The 17,840-nt window shown below is 30.6% G+C and carries 14 protein-coding genes and 1 pseudogene; 12 read left to right on the top strand and 3 right to left on the bottom strand.

What is annotated here, in order from left to right; all coding sequences use genetic code 11:
- Window positions 1-120: 120 nt before the first annotated feature.
- The 11 genes and pseudogenes from RBU61_RS06330 (at window position 121) to erm (ending at window position 11,279) form a co-directional block, all read left to right on the top strand.
- Entirely contained in the window at window positions 121-789 is a 669-nt protein-coding gene (locus tag RBU61_RS06330) for an ABC transporter ATP-binding protein (protein WP_308878776.1), read from the top strand.
- Between the two features lie 12 nt (window positions 790-801).
- Entirely contained in the window at window positions 802-3,201 is a 2,400-nt protein-coding gene (locus RBU61_RS06335) for an FtsX-like permease family protein (RefSeq protein ID WP_308878777.1), read from the top strand.
- A 221-nt stretch (window positions 3,202-3,422) separates the two neighbouring features.
- Entirely contained in the window at window positions 3,423-4,604 is a 1,182-nt protein-coding gene (locus tag RBU61_RS06340; protein WP_308878778.1) for a GNAT family N-acetyltransferase, read from the top strand.
- Window positions 4,605-4,651: 47 nt separating this feature from the next.
- Window positions 4,652-4,819: pseudogene (locus RBU61_RS06345) on the top strand (undecaprenyl diphosphate synthase family protein); the annotation flags it as partial.
- Between the two features lie 40 nt (window positions 4,820-4,859).
- Complete coding sequence (locus tag RBU61_RS06350; RefSeq protein WP_308878779.1) at window positions 4,860-5,360, top strand: NUDIX domain-containing protein; 501 nt, start codon at window positions 4,860-4,862, stop codon at window positions 5,358-5,360.
- Window positions 5,361-5,458: 98 nt separating this feature from the next.
- Window positions 5,459-5,815, top strand: a complete 357-nt coding sequence (locus tag RBU61_RS06355; RefSeq protein ID WP_308878780.1) for an alpha/beta fold hydrolase — start codon at window positions 5,459-5,461, stop codon at window positions 5,813-5,815.
- A gap of 79 nt (window positions 5,816-5,894) precedes the next feature.
- Window positions 5,895-6,338, top strand: coding sequence for a hypothetical protein (locus tag RBU61_RS06360; protein ID WP_308878781.1), 444 nt, complete (start codon window positions 5,895-5,897; stop codon window positions 6,336-6,338).
- Between the two features lie 265 nt (window positions 6,339-6,603).
- The gene (locus RBU61_RS06365) at window positions 6,604-7,122 is read left to right on the top strand and encodes a hypothetical protein (protein WP_308878782.1); all 519 of its coding nucleotides are present in this window, start codon (window positions 6,604-6,606) and stop codon (window positions 7,120-7,122) included.
- Between the two features lie 441 nt (window positions 7,123-7,563).
- Entirely contained in the window at window positions 7,564-8,619 is a 1,056-nt protein-coding gene (locus RBU61_RS06370) for a helix-turn-helix transcriptional regulator (protein WP_308878783.1), read from the top strand.
- A 653-nt stretch (window positions 8,620-9,272) separates the two neighbouring features.
- On the top strand, window positions 9,273-9,716 hold the full coding sequence (locus tag RBU61_RS06375; RefSeq protein ID WP_308878784.1) for a GNAT family N-acetyltransferase: 444 nt from the start codon (window positions 9,273-9,275) through the stop codon (window positions 9,714-9,716).
- Between the two features lie 681 nt (window positions 9,717-10,397).
- Window positions 10,398-11,279: a 23S ribosomal RNA methyltransferase Erm gene (gene erm / locus RBU61_RS06380; RefSeq protein ID WP_308878785.1), complete on the top strand. Its 882-nt coding sequence runs from the start codon at window positions 10,398-10,400 to the stop codon at window positions 11,277-11,279.
- 300 nt (window positions 11,280-11,579) lie between these two features.
- Here the strand turns inward: erm and RBU61_RS06385 are convergent.
- A protein-coding gene (locus RBU61_RS06385; RefSeq protein ID WP_308878786.1) for an IS3 family transposase occupies window positions 11,580-13,126 on the bottom strand; the annotation gives its coding sequence in 2 pieces (ribosomal slippage) (window positions 11,580-12,481 and window positions 12,481-13,126; 1,548 coding nt in all).
- A gap of 532 nt (window positions 13,127-13,658) precedes the next feature.
- Between RBU61_RS06385 and RBU61_RS06390 the strand changes: the two genes are divergently transcribed.
- Window positions 13,659-14,234: a Nif3-like dinuclear metal center hexameric protein gene (locus tag RBU61_RS06390; RefSeq protein ID WP_308878787.1), complete on the top strand. Its 576-nt coding sequence runs from the start codon at window positions 13,659-13,661 to the stop codon at window positions 14,232-14,234.
- Between the two features lie 101 nt (window positions 14,235-14,335).
- Here RBU61_RS06390 and RBU61_RS06395 read toward each other — a convergent pair whose 3' ends face one another.
- Window positions 14,336-16,090: an ABC transporter ATP-binding protein gene (locus RBU61_RS06395; protein ID WP_308878788.1), complete on the bottom strand. Its 1,755-nt coding sequence runs from the start codon at window positions 16,088-16,090 to the stop codon at window positions 14,336-14,338.
- Window positions 16,087-17,817 carry an ABC transporter ATP-binding protein gene (locus RBU61_RS06400; RefSeq protein WP_308878789.1) on the bottom strand — a complete coding sequence of 577 codons (1,731 nt, stop codon included), beginning with the start codon at window positions 17,815-17,817 and terminating at the stop codon, window positions 16,087-16,089. The genes RBU61_RS06395 and RBU61_RS06400 overlap by 4 nt, the downstream gene beginning before the upstream one ends.
- Between the last annotated feature and the right edge of the window lie 23 nt (window positions 17,818-17,840).

Raw genomic sequence — 17,840 nt, forward strand, 5'->3', positions numbered from 1 at the left:
AATACCAATCCTAACTTTTTTGTTAGAATTGGTATTACTTTTTTAAATAAAAAAGATTTTCTGTTATATTTCTGTTAGTTTTACCTGATAAAGTTATATTAAGAAAAGGGGGAATGTAGAATGAATATATTGGAAGGAATAGATTTGAAAAAATATTATGGAGGAGAGCCTAATATTGTAAAAGCATTAGACGGAGTAAATTTGACTGTAAAAAAGGGCGAATTTCTTGCAATAGTAGGAACTTCAGGCTCAGGTAAATCTACTTTATTAAATCTGTTGGGTGGTTTAGATAATCCTACTTCAGGAAAGGTGATTGTAGCTGGACATGATATTTCTCAATTATCTGATGATGAATTAACTATTTTCAGAAGAAGAAATGTAGGATTCGTTTTTCAAAACTTTAATCTAGTACCTATGTTAAATCTTTATGAAAATATTGTTCTGCCATTGGATTTAGATGGAGAAAGAATAGATGAAGCCTATATTGATGAAATAATTAAGTTATTGAATTTACAAGAGAAAAAGCGAAGATTTCCCAATTACTTATCAGGTGGAGAACAGCAAAGAGGAGCAATAGCAAGAGCCTTAGCAACTAAACCATCTATTATTTTAGCAGATGAGCCTACAGGGAACCTAGATAGTAAAACAAGTGCCGAGGTTTCGGGATTATTAAAAAGTACAAGTAAACGATTTAATCAAACTATTGTTATGATTACCCATAATAACGAAATTGCTCAATTAGCTGATCGTATAGTCCGAATTGAAGATGGAAGAATTTCTAATAGATAGGGGTGAGAGATTATGATAGCAAACAACAATCGAAAGGTCATAGGAAAAATAGCTAATAGGAGCATAAAGTTCAATAGAACGAGGAATATCTTTATATTGATAACGATTATATTATCGGTTTCATTGCTTGGCGTCATGTCCCTATTTCAATCAGCAAGGGAACAGAAAATTAAAAGACAGCTGGATATGGTACAGCATGTTATCTATGAGGATGTGAATGAAGAGCAAACTGAGAAATTAAAATTTTTTGAAGAAATAGATTTTTTGACCTTGATCAAGTTAGGTCGTAGTTTTAAGATACAGAACAAGATGATTCAACCTGTGTATTTTGAAAAGGATACAAAGAGCATAAAGACAAAATCAATAGCAGAGGGGAACTACCCAGAAAAAATAAATGAGATCGTAGTAGATAAGCCTATGTTGGAGTTGTTTCCGGATGTAAAGGACATCGGTGATTCTATAGAGATAAAATTTCTGGATGGCAGAGAGGAAGAGTTCGTTATCAGTGGGTTCTATGAAGAAATAAGCGAGAATTCTAGTCTATATTCAATATTATTTTCCGAGGAGTATTCAAAAAATGGAGAGCAATTGAAAGATGTGAATTATGCTGTTGCTTGTAAAATTAAAAATGCAGAGAGGATGTCAGAAAAGGAGCTTTTAGATACTGTAAGAAAGATCGGTCATGAGGTAGGGATTGAGAGAAAAAACATAAATCCAAACAATTTCTTTACACATCCACTAACTATGTCGAAACAAAACATTTTAGTCATAATAGTAGTAGCAATAGGAATTTTATTTGTAAGCATATTGGTTGTATATAGTATATTCTATATTTCGGTTTTAGAAAATATTCAAAGATTTGGACAGCTTAGAACCATAGGGACTTCTAAAAAACAGATCAAAAGTATCGTAAGGAGAGAAGGAATCATCCTATTTTCCAAGGGGACTCCCATAGGACTTTTGATCTCTTGGATTATTTCATATTGGATTATTCCAGAGGGCTGGAACTGGAAATACACTATTATTTTGAGCTTGATGATAGGAATTGCTGAGTTGATTACTATTATTTTATCAGTTCAAAAACCGGCAAAGATAGCCTCTTCTATTTCACCTGTAGAAGCATCAAGATTTTCGGTACATAGGGGAAAAGGATTAAAAGAAACAGAGGAACTACATAGAAAATTGTCTCCCTATTCTATGGCAATCATCAGTCTTAGAAGAAATAGAAATAAATCTTTTTTGACTTTAATTTCCCTTGGCATAGGGGGAGCTTTATTTCTTACAAGTGGAACTTATATCCTATCTACTTCTTTAGAAGAATATTCGAGAGAAGGAATGTATGGCTTGGGAGAATATATTATTTCCTTTGATTATAATACAGTGCAGACCATTGATAAAGGTCGAATGGGGGTTCAATTGAATAATCCAATCAATGAGGAATTAATTAAAAAGATTGATTCAATGCCAGAGGTGGATAGCATTATGGAAATTCATCGAACATCTGTAAATTTCGATTATAAAGATGAAATTAATAGTGGAGATTCTCTTACAGCATTTTTCAGAGAAGATATAGAAACAATAAATAAAACATTGACAGAAGGAACCTTTGACTATGATAAGATGATAGAAAATGATGAAATCCTTATCGTGCTCAATAAGTTGGCAGAGGAAATATATGGGTGGAAATTTGAAATTGGAGATAAAGTTGATTTTAGATATTTTGATGGGAAAAAAGAGGTGGAAAAATCATTTAAGATCATTGATGCCATAGATGAACCTAGCGATGAGATGTATTACGCTGGTTGGTTTTTACTACCAATAGAAAAGCTAGAACAATTATTTCCTGGTATCAATACCATCGATACATTGGGTATATCTGTAAATGATTTTGAAAAGGAAGGAGAGCGGGTAGAGGAACAACTCCTTAATCTGATCGATGAGAATCCATTATTGGGGATGAGTACACTGAGGGAAAGATTAGCAGAGGATAAACAGTCCTTTGATTTAATATATAAAGTCATGGTAGGATTAAGTGGGTTTATCATTTTGTTTAGTCTAATAAATTTAGTCAACACCATAATAACCAATATCATATCAAGAAAAAAGGAATTTGCAATGCTGCAATCCATTGGATTGAGCAATAAACAATTAGTAAAGATGATACAGTTTGAGGGATTAGGCTTATCCTTGGGAAATTTGATCATAACTTTAATATTTGGTACAGCATTAGGATATGGATTGGTAAGAGTATTACAACATTTCGGAGCGACATATATGCATTATCGTTTCCCCATAGGGTATTTAATGGTCTATATTTTGATTATTATTATGGTGCCGATGGTGATTTCAGCTATCTTAGTAAAATTATTTCAAAAGGAAAGTATAGTATCAAGGTTGCGCCATATTGACTAAATAAAATAAATTTAAACTCATAGTTTGAGCAAAAGTTAAAATTGAAAAGTTGTATATTTTTGCTGTATACTTTTGCTAGTATACAGTTTTTTTATTTTTATAAAGGAATTCTTTAGATATATTTAGAATAATACAAGGAAATATATTGGGTTTACTTTATTTTGTATAAAAATAAAGATATAATAATTATATCAAGAAAACTGTATAAGGGGTGTGAAACTGTGGAATATGAAATTATACACTTACCAAAAGAGAAATGGAAGGGGACTGTTATTCCAATAGGGTATACAACAGACAAGTACTATGATGTTTTAGTTAATAAAACAGATAAAGGATTTGATATTAAGATAGAAAAGAAAGATTTTAAAGAGATAGTAACCCATACACCAGAAGAATATGATTTGCCAGATAAATTATATGAGGATCATTGGGAGAATGCTTATGCTTGGGGAGTGTTAGTTAACGATGAATTAATTGCTGCAATTGAAACGAATCAAGAATTATGGGCTAATCGTCTAAGAATTACAGAACTTTGGGTGTCAGAAAAATACCAAAAACAAGGAATAGGTCATAGGTTAGTTGGGATGGCAAAGGAACAAGCAAGAAGAGAACGATGCCGTGCCGTTATACTAGAAACACAATCTTGTAATGTTAATGCCATAGACTTTTATCAGCATGAAGGTTTTACTTTGATTGGTATGGATACTTGTTGTTACAGAAATAATGATTTGGAGAGAAAAGAAGTAAGGTTAGAATTTGGATGGTTTCCTGAAGAAAAGAAAAGAGTAAATAGAGAAGATATAGAAATTAGAATGGAAACAAGTTCAGATTGGTATAGCTTAGAGTTAATGACACAGCATGCTTTTTGGAATAAACATCATCTAGGATGTGATGAACATTATCTTGTGCATAAATTACGCCAAGATAAAGACTATCTCCCAGAGTTAAGCAGAATAGCAGTAAAGGATGGAGAGGTAATAGGGTGTATAATGTATTCAAAGGCACGAGTGATTGATGGATCACATATACATGAAATTATAACCTTTGGACCTCTTTGTGTGGAGCCTAAATGGCAGGGATGCGGAGTTGGTGAGCTGTTATTAAGAGAAACAATGGAATTAGCTGCAAATAGAGGCTATAAAGGGATTATAATTTTTGGAGAACCAGATTATTATCCTAGAATAGGATTTAAAACATGTGACAACTTTAATATTACAACTGCAGATGGTAAAAATTTTGATGCATTTATGGGAATTGAATTAGTAGAAGGTAGTATGAAAGGTATAAAAGGAAAATTCTATCAATCCGAAGTCTTTGAGAATCTTCCAAAGGAAGAAGTAGAAGAGTATAATAAAAAGTTTCCACAGCTACAAAAATTAAGATTTCCAGGACAGTGGGATTAATTAAGTATTAAAATAAGATAAATTGAGAGACAAATACAGCAGGATTACCAGATGTAGATTTAATCATTAGAACAAGTGGTGAATATAGAATTAGTAATTTCTTGCTATGGCAGTCTGTTAAAGCTAAAATATGGATAACTTCGATTTTATGGCCAGATTTCAAAAAAATTTGTTGGAAGCTATTAATTATTACAATAATGAAGAATAATAAATAATCATTTATAGTTTTAGAATATTGGATAAGGAGGCTTTAAAATGGAGTTACTTGCGAAGCCAGGAGTAGGTGGAATAATAGAGAAAAATATTGATGGAATAGATTATATGTTAATTCAAGATAGGTGCAAGGATGAAGCTACATTGGAGTATGGGCTGTTAGAAATTCCTGCCGGGAAAATAAGAAAATTTGAGAATATTTTCGATTGTTTGAGAAGAGAGATTCGGGAGGAAACGGGATTAAAAGTTACAAATATTAAAGGTGAAAGCGAAGCAATAGTTTTAGAATCTAATGGATATAAAGTGCTAAACTATACTCCATTTTCTTGTAGCCAAAATATTCAAGGAACATATCCAATAATGGTGCAAATATTTATATGTAACGCTGATGGAGAACTATTAAACAAGAGTAATGAAACCAAAAATATTAGATGGATACCGTTAATAGAATTGAAGGAATTATTAGAAGATGATAAGAGTCTATTTTATCCAATGCATATTACTACTTTAGAAAGATATTTAAAAACTAAATTAAACTATTAATAGTAGTATTTTCTAAGATAAGCTTCACTACATACTTTAGTGGTGGCTAATTATTTTAGGTCGTTAAATTCTAATTTTATAGTATTGGAGGCAGAAAAATGATAGAGGAAATGATTGAGTTAGATCATATAGGGATTAATGTACGATATTCATTAAATGATAAATCAGTTGTTTTATTTCTCCACTTTAGTGGAGGGAATTTGAATATGTGGGAAGGCATTTTACCGCAATTTCAAAATAAATACGGTATCATTGTTCCTGATTTCAGAGGACATGGCAAATCCGATAAACCCTTAACAGGGTATCATATAGACGATATGGCAAACGATATTTATTTATTGTTAGAGAAACTAAACGTAAAGCGCTGCCATATAGTAGGTAGCTCAATGGGGGCTGAGATTGGACTTAGTTTAGCTGCATCACACCCCCGAGCTCGTCCTATCCCTCATATGTGAAGGTGCTTTATGTAATGAGTTTGGAGACTACGGGTTATTTAATGGAACGGAGGATGAGATTCAACATAAAAAAGAAGTCATGCGGACTAAATTAGCTGAAAGGGAAGAACGTGTATTTAAAACGAAAGAAGAGTATATCGAGGAAGAACGAGCGGAATTAACACAACAAGGATTATGGAATGAATATTTCTTAGCCTTCTTAGAACAAAATCTACAACAGATGCAAAATGGTAATTTTACGTATTGCTATTTGAACCATGTTAGAACAGAATATGTTCAGAAATATTGGGATGTGAAGTTTGAGCAATATTATAAGAAGGTAGAATGTCCTGTTCTATTCCTTCCAAGCGAAGAAGAATGGAAGGATGAGAGAATTAGAAGTAGCCTATCTGCATTCACTGGTCTACTGGACACATATGAAATTGAGCATATAGAAAATTCCATCCATGCTTATGTGTGGATGCAATTTCCGCTTACAGCAGGCGAAGTAGCAAAGAAATTCATAAACAAACATGATAAATAAATGAAAATGGGATTAAAAACATTGTATGGATCTTCAATGAAAAACAAAAAACGGAGAAGTCTATAAATCATAATATTTTGTGCCAAGCTCCCTAGAGAACTTAATTGCATAATTTCAAAACAGGAACCTGTCTTAAGGAGACAATAATTACGTCTTGATGACATCATTATTGTCTCCTATCTGTGATTGATGTGACATTAATAAAATCTAAATATGTGAGAATTACTTTTATTTACAATTAATTTAATTGAGAGGAGATTAATACTTGAGAAAAAAACTATTAAAACGATTTTCATATTTATATACTGGTGAGTTAATTTCAGTAGTAGGATTTATTGTTTTGATTTTTTTACTTAAAAGAGTCTATCCTCAATTACGAATGTATTCGCTAACTTCTTTTTGGAGTTCATTTTTTCTTTTAGAATTTCTATTAGTGCAGGGGTGTATCTACTGGTATGCAAAATGGAAGAGATTAAAGATAGAGAATACAACAATAACTTCTATCAAAACTGTTAAGAGGTATAAAAATTTGAAAAAATTAAATATCGCTCTGATAATTGTCTTGATATTTATTTTTGTTTTTGATTGCTTCAAATGGTATTCATCAGTACCTTTGCGTAGCTTAGGCACTGCTGGCTTTATTTATATATTTGCAGTACTTGAATATATTAACTATTTTCATCTTCAACTTTCTTATGATAATCTTTCTGATGTTAAGTATTTATTAAGAACAAAAAGATTAAAAAAGTCATGTCTAAGCAGAGATTTTGACAGTATGATTTAAATCTCAATTTGAGAATGAGATTTATAAATGTAACCCATAGTTCTACATAGTGATTTATAATTTAGATTTTATTTATCTAATGAAAGGCTGATAAATAAAGGATTTTTTTATATTTGAGAAATGGCGAGGGGTTGGGGATAGAGGCTAATCCTTCGGTTTTTGGTTCTTTGGAAACATATCAATGTATTAGAGGGAGTGGCATAATACAATGAATTATGATGTTTCAATTAGAACGTGGTAATAGATAAATTAGAATTTGCCGCTGAGTCAGATTTATAGAAATAAAGATTATCTGCACAAGAAATACACTCTGATATGAATAACAGTTAATTTTTTTGAGGAATAATTAACATATATTCAGTTGTTAGATATGATGATTCTTGATATGATTAAAGTAGCAAAGGCCATTGCTTATTAAAACAGAATCAGGAGGTTATTTACATGCAGATAGGTGAAGTAATACGAGAATACAGAAAAAGAAAAAACATGACTCAGGAGGAAATTGCAAATTACCTTGGAGTTACAGCTCCGGCAGTTAATAAGTGGGAAAATGGAAATTCGCAGCCTGATATTATGTTATTGGCTCCTATTGCCAGATTGCTCAACATTACTCTTGATACTCTATTGTCCTTTGAAGAAGAACTTACAGCAGAAGAGATAAACAGTTTTGTTTATGAAATTGACACCAAATTAAAAGACGAAACCTATGAAGAGGCGTTTCAGTGGGCAAAAGGGAAAATCGAGCAATATCCTAATTGTGAACAGTTGATTTGGCAAATGGCACTGATTTTAGATGGATGGCGTTTAGCAAAAGAAATTCCGGATTCAGAGAAATATGAAAGTTATATCAATGATTGTTATGTACGTGCATTGGATAGCGAGGATGAGAATATTAGGAATAGAGCAGCTGATTCATTATTTGGATTTTATTCAAGAAAGGAACAGTACGAGAAAGCAGAGGAATATCTGAATTATTTTTCTATCCAGAATCCGGAGAGAAAGAGAAAACAAGCATTTATTTATAGCAAGACAAATCGAGTGAATGAGGCATATAAGGCATACGAAGAATTATTGTTTTCGGGTTATCAAATGATGAATATGGTATTTCAAAGTATATATACATTGGCTATGCAGGATAAAGACAGAGAAAAAGCTTATATACTTGTTGAGAAGCAAAGAGAATTAGCGAATATTTTTGAAATGGGCGAATACCATGAGGCATCGTGTAGACTTGACTTTGCAACAGCAGAGAAAGATGTGGAGGCAACTATAGAAACGGTGGAGAGAATGCTTGCCAGTACTGATAAAATATGTGATTTTACGAAGGCGGATCTATATGAACATATGGAATTTAAAAAATTAGAAGGAAAATTCATTACAGAACTTCATAATAACTTACTGACTCATTTTAGAGGTGAAGAAACATATAGCTATATGAAAAAAAGCAAGCGTTGGCAGGAGTTGGTAAGCAGTAATTCAAATTTATTAATAGATTAATTTAGCGATAACTTTTAATAATATGTATGTTTAATTGCATAACAATCATAACTATTTTAGCTAATAGTGTCGAAATCCACTAGCACGGCGAAAAAATTTCTAAAGGCTGCGATTCGAGAAATACACCCTGCCGTCAAGGAGATGTCAGAGGGGGGACAAAAAAGATTATATTACGACTAAGAAAACTTAGTCGTTTTTTATTGCCTAAGATTAAGGGAGGTGAAGTTATGAGCTATTTGTATAGTTCAGGGAATGAAATTGTAGATGAAGTAGGGAAGCTTAACTTTATAGAAGATACGGTTTCACATAGATTTGCTTAATTTGAAATGCATAATTTGAGCTATGATAAAAGAATCTTTAGAGTCATTTTTAGTTCGTTTAATGTACATTTTTTTTAAAAGCATCTTGTGTATTGATCAAGAATAGATAGCCATACAAGGTTATGAAATATTTCGATATGAGTGATGATGAACTAGGCCTCATAAACATGCTTTGACTTGCAAAATAATACTTGATATAATAATTTCATATGAAAACCATCGACATCATTATTGTATTCCTAAGGCACGGAGGTGGTTTATGTGCTGGAGAAAAATGTAGGGTAAGAATAAATACGACTATAAACAGAAATTTATGGAGGAAATTTAAGAAAGATGAATTGTAAAATAAAAAAGTTTAATGAATTAACAACGAAAGAACTGTATGAAATATTAAAAGTAAGAGCAGAAGTTTTTGTTGTAGAACAGAATTGTGTATATCAAGATTTAGATTCAAAAGATGAGGTATCCTATCATTTGTTTCTAGAAGATAATAGTGAGATAATAGCCTATTTAAGGATTCTGCCAAAAGGTATATCATATCCAGAAACATCAATTGGAAGAGTGCTGACAAAGGGTACCTATAGAAAAAAAGGGCTGTCGAAAGAGATAGTCCAAAAGGCAATAGATTTTATTATAGATATTTTGGAAGAAAAGGAAATTAAGATTTCTGCCCAGGCATATCTGCAAAAGTTTTATAAGGGTTTTGGATTTGAGCCAACATCTGGTATTTATTTAGAGGACGGGATAGAGCATATTGAAATGTTATATCAAAAATAGATAACATAGGACAATTTAAGTGATGGCAGGGCTAAATTGTAAAGAGTAGAGTTGGGAAGCAGATTTATTGGAAAATTTAACAGCCATAGATATACAGAAAGAACAGAGCGAAATAAATAGTAGATATTATGATGCATTCTTTATATTATTTAAAAGAGTATAGAAGAAAAGATATTGTTGATTATCATTTAATAATATTTTTAGTAAATAAATTAACATAATTGATACATATATATAACTATGCTATAATGTCTTTAAATAATAGAAAGGAGAGTTGCAAGATGGGTATAGCTTCAATAAGAATTCGTAATTTAGTTGTTAAATAAATACAACTAAATAAAATTAATATAAGGTAGATTGCCTAAAAACTAGGCTCTATTTATCGTGCCTTATATTAGTGGATTCTTGTAATGAAAACCCATGCAGCTAACTATATTTTATATTTTAATTTATTATATCCTCAAAAGGGGATATCTTTACGCCTTTTTATGATGGCAAATAGTCATAATTTACCAAGGCACAAATTTATTATTTGATATAAATCTTTGTACAACAGAATATTGTTAAAGTTAGGAGAGCTATAGATGGATAGGTTATTCATTTATAGCTTTTTGTTTTTATTGTCATGGATAATTCAGTATACATGAGTCCACATCAAATATTTTTAAGGTGGTGGATTTAATGTTTAATAAGGATATTCATATAAAATTAAAGGATTCACAAAATTTTTTACGCAACAAAAAATTGATATCTGATTTAATAGGTGAAAGTAATATATGTAAAGATGATGTTATCATAGAGATCGGAGGGGGTAGAGGGATTATTACAGAACAATTGATAGAAATATGTAAGGAGGTATATGTTATAGAACATGATTATAGTTTATATAAAAATTTAAAGGATAAATTCTATAATATAAATAATATTAAAGTAATCTATGGAGATTTCTTAGAATTTGAATTGCCAAAGGAATATAAATATAAGATTTTTTCCAGTATACCCTATAATATTACTGCGGCTATTTTATCAAAATTAACATTTGCTGATAATCCTCCAGAAGATATATATATTATCCTTCAAAAGGAAGCAGCAGAAAAATATGCTGGTAAGCCTTACGGTGGAGAAAGTATGCGTTCATTACTTCTAAAGCCATATTTTGATTTTGAAATTATAAGAAATATTAAAAGAACAGATTTCACTCCAACTCCTAGTGTCGATAGTGTATTTTTACACATTAAAAAAAGAGGAAATACACTAATGAGGAAAGATAAAGAAGACCTATACTTTGATTTTATTGCATACATCTTTAGCAATACTGGAAATGATATTAAATCTAGATGCAAATATATATTTTCTTATAAACAGATTAAGCGGCTATCTAATGATATAGGTTTTAAAATAACAGATAGTCCAACTTGTTTAAGTTATGAACAATGGTTAAAGGTATTTCAATATTTTGTAATAGGTGTGTCAGATGAAAAGAAAAAATTGGTCAATGGCTCATATTCGAAGCTAATGAAAGAGCAAAATAAAATAGATAAATTATATCGTAACAGAAAATAGGTTTGATGTTAGCAGATAAGTATAGATAGGGAAAAAATTATGGTGTAGCATACGAATCATAACTTCAAACAAGAAAAGTAATATGTATTTAATGAATCTGCTAGACAAACACTTTGAAACAGTATAAAGTTGGTTTGAGAGATAATTATTTGTCAAATAGGCTTCACGATAAGTTTTGTGTTATAAATTTTGAGACTGTATAATGAAAATTTTATAGGAGATAAAGAGTCTAAGTTTTTTTGATTAACTAATAATTGAAGTGCCCCCTGTCAAGTAGACAATGTAAATAAATAAAATACTTTAAGCAGCATGAGCTCTATATTCAAGTGGACTCATGCTGTTTAATCTTTTTTGTAATCTTTTATTATTATAAAAAGTTATATAATTTTTAATATCAGTTTCCAACTCTTCAAAAGTTTCATATTTGTCTTTTAGATAATACTTTTCTGCTTTTAATATTCCCCAAAAGTTTTCCATTGGACCATTATCAATGCATCTACCAGCTCTTGACATACTTTGTTCCATACCATAAATTTCTAATCGCTTTTTAAACCCATGGGACGTATATTGGTAGCCCCTATCACTATGAAGAAGTGGTCTTGCATTGGGATTAGATTTGATAGCTTTATCAAAGGTTTTAAATACTAAGGAATTATTATTGCTGTGTCCTATTTTATAAGCTATGATACTATTATCATAAAGGTCTAAAATTGCACTTAAGTATGCCTTTTGACCAATGCTGTATTTAAGTTCTGTTACATCAGTTAGCCATTTCTCATTTGGTTTAAACGCTAAAAAGTTTCTATTCAACTTATTCTTTGCAATCTCCTCAGCAGATACTTTTAAATATCTTTTCTTTTTAATTCTAATTACTGATTTCAACCCTAAAATTCTCATAAGTCTATATATTCTTTTATGATTATATTTACTGTTTAATTTACGATTAATATTCATAGTAATTCTTCGGTAACCATAGATTCCATCTACTCTTTCATATAACTTTATAATTTCTTCCATTAAATTATCATTAATTTTATCATTAACTGCATCAACTCGTTTAAGCCATTTGTAATATGAAGCTCTGGAAATCTCTGCCACTTCACATAGGGAAGTTATGGAGTACTTCTTTTCTTTATGCAATTGCTGTATTGCTTCATATTTAAGACTAGATGAGCTTAAAATCCTCCCCTTTCCAGCTCCTGTAGCTTTTTTAAAAAATCATTTTCCATTCTTAATCTTTCGTTATCTTTTTTAAGTTTTCTCATCTCAATTTGATCTTTATCTTTTGATGTAAGTTCTATTTTTCCTCTACGATCTACAAGTCCATTTTCACCGGATTCTTCATATTTTTTAACCCATTGATAGACTTGTTGATATGAAACCTCATAAATTTCAGAAGCATTATTATAGTCTTTATTTTGTTCTATACAATATTTAACAATTTCTATTCTTTCTTCTAAATTGGTCTTTCTACCTTTTGTCATAACAGCACCATTCCTACCTTTCGTAGTGTTTAATTCGTTATGACTATTATACCTTTTAACCCATTTCATTAAAACAGATCGAGAAGATATTTCATATTTTCTACAAATATTTAATTGTGTATCTTCTCCATTTAAATATTCTAAAACTGCCATTTCTTTTAATTCTTTAGAATATCTTTTCCATGTTTTACTTTCTTCTAATGCTTGTATTCCATATTTTTCATATGTAAACTTCCAGTTATCATAAGTATTATAACTAATCTTAAATTTTCTACATGTATCTTCTATAGATATTTCAGATGATTCAATTTCCTTTAAAATAGTATACTTTTCTTCTTTAGTATATTTTGATCTTTTAGACATAAAAATGCTCCCTTCTTAGTATCAGATTTTTATTTTTTAAATCTGTCTACCATAAGGGGAGCATATCATAATCTATAAACTTAGACTCTTTTTTATACCCCAAAATAGAAAAAGAGGAATGAAAACAATGTGAAAATTATTTATGTATAGGGCATCAATTGGAAGGAATAGAGAATTAATAATTACAATTCTCGGCAGTTGAGTCCAAGAGGAAAGCAGGGAATCAAATGCAAATAAACTAAACAATTGAAAAAATTAGTAAATGACATAATTTCATGTTGAGAAATATTGGAGTATACTATAAAATTATAATAACAATGTTGCCTATATCATAATTATCTATAGCATCTTTATTGTCATCTCAAGGCATATAGAATATATAACACTGTTTATAAAGACGTAAAACGATTGAAGAAGGAGATGTACATCTTATGTCAGAAATGTCCAAGTGAGCTAGCGGAATAACGTATGATTGGTGTTAGATCACTAGGATGAAATTTATTAGGTTTGATGAAATTGAGGGGGTAAGTATATGGATGTTTCACATATTGTTGAAGAAATTAATAAACTTTTTAATGTGACAAGTAAGGAAATCTATTCTAGTGAATCTGGGATTACATACGATGCGGATAAAAAAGTTAAAAAATTAGGATACTGTGTTAATCTAACACTTGAAACTGTAGAGGAAGCAAGAATTCATGGAGTTGATATGATGGTGACACATCACGATGCATGGGATGAAATATATGGATTAAAAGAGGCATGCATAGAAAAACTAGCAGAGTATGGTATAAGTCACTACTATAATCACTTGCCACTTGATGACTGTGACTTTGGAACAAATGATAGTTTATTAAAAAAATTGAATTTAAAAAATGTTAAAAGAACCCACGAATGGGAAGGGTTATATTTTGGTAGAGTCGCAGAATATGATGAAGAAATTGAATTTGATGAATTAGTAAAAAGTATTGAAAATCTACTTGAAGAACCAGTTAGATTTTGGAGGTTTAATGACAAAAAGGTGAAGCGAGTGGGTTTAGTCTGTGGTAATGGAGGGACAACAACTTGCCTTAAGGAAGCAGTTGAAAATAATTGTGATGACAAGTAATAAGTGAAATATTAGTGGGTCTAGTGTAAAAAAGGGCCAAAAATCAGTGGAAAACACTATTTTTGACCCTTTTAGTTATTGTTAGTAAGTCTAAAGCTATTTTATGCTAGTTTCTGAAATTGACTCATATACAAACTTTCATAAAAACCTTTTTTCATTATTAACTCATCATGAGTACCTTGCTCAACAATAGCTCCATTATTCATAACAAGAATTAAATCTGCATTTCTAATTGTAGAAAGGCGGTGGGCAATAACAAAGCTTGTTCTGCCTTTCATAATATTCTTCATGGCAGTTTGTAACATTGACTCAAGCCTTGTATCTACTGAACTTGTTGCCTCATCAAGAATTAAAATAGCTGGATCTGCCAAGAAAGCTCTTGCTATAGTTAATAACTGCTTCTCGCCAGCAGATATATTGGAAGATTCCTCATTTAATATCATATCATAACCATCTGGTTGTGTCTTAATAAAATGATCCACATTTGCCATTTTAGCTGCATTTATAATATCTTCCCTAGTTGCATTTTCATTGCCATATTTGATATTCTCAGCAATACTTCCGTTAAACAACCATGTATCTTGTAAAACCATGCCAAAGATAGAACGAAGTTCATCTCTCCTCATGTCTTTTATATTTACACCATCTACCTTAATTGCACCACTATTTACATCATAGAAACGCATTAAAAGGTTGATAAGTGTTGTTTTTCCAGCACCTGTAGGACCTACAACAGCTACCATTTGGCCACTTTTAACGTTTAAATTTAAATCTTTAATCAATATATTGTCTTTCGTATAGCCGAATGATACATCTTCAAAGGTAACATTTCCTTTTAAATTTTTAATTCTAAGATGATTAACTAACTCTGGTACCTCTTCCTCTGCTTCAAGAAAATCAAACACTCTTCCTGATGCGGCAATGGCAGATTGAATTGCTGATGATAACTGAGTTACCTGCTCAAGGGGTTCATTTAATTGCCACATATAACGTATAAATGCTTGAAGATTTCCAACAGTTATTGCACCAGAAATTACAAATGTTACTCCTATAAAAATAACTGATACCATTGCAATATAGGTAATAAATGATATTAATGGTGACATAAGTCCTGATATAAACTGCGCCTTAAATCCATTTTCACTAAGATTAGTATTAATTTTTTTAAATTCTTCAATAGATTCTTCTTGTTTGCCATATAATTTAATCTCTGTTAATCCTGTATATCTTTCTTGAATATAACCATTTAAGATTCCTAAGGCGCTCTGCTGATTTTTAAACATAATGGAAGAACGCTTCATAATAAATCTCATTATAAAGGTACTACATGGAATAATTAAAACAGCTATTATTGCCATAATAGGATTAATATAGAACATTAAGATAATAGCTAAAGATATGGATAAAATAGCACTTAATATTCTAGATAAAGATTGCTGCAAGGCATTTGATATTGTATCTATATCATTAGATATAATACTTAAAATATCTCCAACTGTACGATTATCAAAATAACTAATTGGAAGTTTTGTGATTTTCTTTTGAACTTCATTTCTTAAATCACGCATAGTATTCTGTATCCCATTAGTTAAAAAGTATTGAGATAGAAACCCACAAGTTATGTTTCCTATATAAATAGCAAATAATATCTTTAAAATTTTAAGAATATAAGAAAAGCTAATGGTGGCCCCAGGAATATTATTGGCAATATTAGCAACATCATCCTTTAATCTAGTTGTAATTAATCCTTCTACCATTGGTGCTGCTGCTAAAAATCCTGAATATATAACTAAGAGAAGAATTGAAGCTATAAAAAATTTCAAATAGGGTTTCATATAAGGATATAATTTTTTCATTGCTCTAATTCCTCCTTTCTTAATTGTGATTCTGCAATTTCATAATATACATTACATGTTTTCAATAATTCTTTGTGAGTTCCAATTCCTACTACTTCACCTTCGTTTAGAACGATTATTTTATCTGCATTCATTATTGTACTAATTCTTTGTGCCACAATAAATACAATAGATTCTCTTGTCTCTTTTTGTAACGCCTCACGTAGCATAACATCTGTTTTATAATCAAGTGCTGAAAAACTATCATCAAAAACATAAATTGCTGGCTTCCTAACAACTGCTCTTGCTATTGAAATTCTTTGTTTTTGCCCACCGGAAAAATTTTTAGCACCTTCACTTATATATTCTTGCAATTTGTTTGGCTTATTTTCTATAAATTCCTTTGCCTGAGCTATTTCAATAGCATGATTCATTTCTTCTAATGTTGCACCTGGATTACCGAATTTTAAATTTTCTTCTATGGTTCCACGAAATAAAAATGCTTTTTGTGGAATAAACCCAATCTTTTCACGAAGTACATTTATATCATAATCTCTAATATCCATATCATTTATTTTTATTGATCCCTTTGTAACATCATAAAATCTTGGAATTAAATTAATCAATGTACTTTTACCACTTCCAGTACTACCTATAAAAGCAATTGTTTCCCCTTGATTTGCTATAAATGATACATCTTTTAATACAGGAAGTTCACCATTAGGATATTGAAAGGTAACATGGTCAAATTCTAATTTTATTTTGCCATTCATCTCTCTTACTCCACTACTAGGATTTGTTATAGTTGGCTCTTCACCTAATAATTCCTGAATACGATTTGCAGAGACTCTTGCTCTAGGATACATTATAAATACCATAGAAAATAGCATAACAGAGAACAAGGCATGAAACTGATAGTCTAAGAATGCAACTAATTGACCTACCTGTAAAGTTCCTTTATCAATCATAATGGTAGAAACCCAGAACACTGCCATCATAGATAAATGTAATAAGAAGAAAAATGCTGGTTGTGTAAAAGAAATTATTTTGAATAATTTCTTTGAATTAGATGTATATCTCTCATTTACTCCTGCGAAGCGTTCTGTTTCATACTCACTTTTCCTAAAAGCCCTAATAACTCTTGTTCCCATTAAATTCTCTCTTGAAATTCTATTTAAATGATCCATTCCTCTTTGCTGTTTATCAGAAATAGGATTTGTTACTTTAGCAACTATAATTACACCTAATATAATAAATGGAAAACTTGCTCCAATAATTAAAGATAGGCTTAAACTTGTTTTCATTGTCATAAATACACTTATAAAAATCATAATTGGTGCTAATAATGCTGTCCTAAAAAGCAAGTTTGAGAATAACATCAGTTGAAAAGCATCACTAGTTGTACGTGTAATCATTGATGATACGCCAAATTTATTATATTCTGTATGGGAGAATTTCTGTGATTGTGCAAAAACATCATTTCTAATATCACGAATCATATATGTTGAAATTCTTGAAGAAGCATAAGAAATCAAAATCGTTCCTGCACCACCTATAATACTTATAAGCAGCATGATTATTCCCATCTTTTTAACATAATCAATATCACTGTTACCAATACCTTTGTCAATCATGGCTCCCATTATTGTAGGGATACCTAATTGAACGGTAACAAAGCTAAATATTCCCAATATGTTTAATAGAATTAATTTGGGATATTTTTTAAGATACTTTAATATTAACTTCATAATAACCTCCATTTAATAACATT

It is taken from the genome of Tissierella sp. MB52-C2, assembly GCF_030931715.1.
Taxonomy (GTDB): Bacteria; Bacillota; Clostridia; order Tissierellales; family Tissierellaceae; genus Tissierella.

Bases quoted from the DNA above. Each gene is read 5' to 3' on its own strand.
- RBU61_RS06335 (WP_308878777.1), top strand. From the start codon at position 802: ATGATAGCAAACAACAATCGAAAGGTCATAGGAAAAATAGCTAATAGG.
- RBU61_RS06355 (WP_308878780.1), top strand. From the start codon at position 5,459: ATGATAGAGGAAATGATTGAGTTAGATCATATAGGGATTAATGTACGA.
- RBU61_RS06330 (WP_308878776.1), top strand. From the start codon at position 121: ATGAATATATTGGAAGGAATAGATTTGAAAAAATATTATGGAGGAGAG.
- RBU61_RS06400 (WP_308878789.1), bottom strand. From the start codon at position 17,817: ATGAAGTTAATATTAAAGTATCTTAAAAAATATCCCAAATTAATTCTA.
- RBU61_RS06375 (WP_308878784.1), top strand. From the start codon at position 9,273: ATGAATTGTAAAATAAAAAAGTTTAATGAATTAACAACGAAAGAACTG.
- RBU61_RS06360 (WP_308878781.1), top strand. From the start codon at position 5,895: ATGCGGACTAAATTAGCTGAAAGGGAAGAACGTGTATTTAAAACGAAA.
- RBU61_RS06350 (WP_308878779.1), top strand. From the start codon at position 4,860: ATGGAGTTACTTGCGAAGCCAGGAGTAGGTGGAATAATAGAGAAAAAT.
- RBU61_RS06395 (WP_308878788.1), bottom strand. From the start codon at position 16,090: ATGAAAAAATTATATCCTTATATGAAACCCTATTTGAAATTTTTTATA.
- RBU61_RS06370 (WP_308878783.1), top strand. From the start codon at position 7,564: ATGCAGATAGGTGAAGTAATACGAGAATACAGAAAAAGAAAAAACATG.
- erm (WP_308878785.1), top strand. From the start codon at position 10,398: ATGTTTAATAAGGATATTCATATAAAATTAAAGGATTCACAAAATTTT.
- RBU61_RS06390 (WP_308878787.1), top strand. From the start codon at position 13,659: ATGGATGTTTCACATATTGTTGAAGAAATTAATAAACTTTTTAATGTG.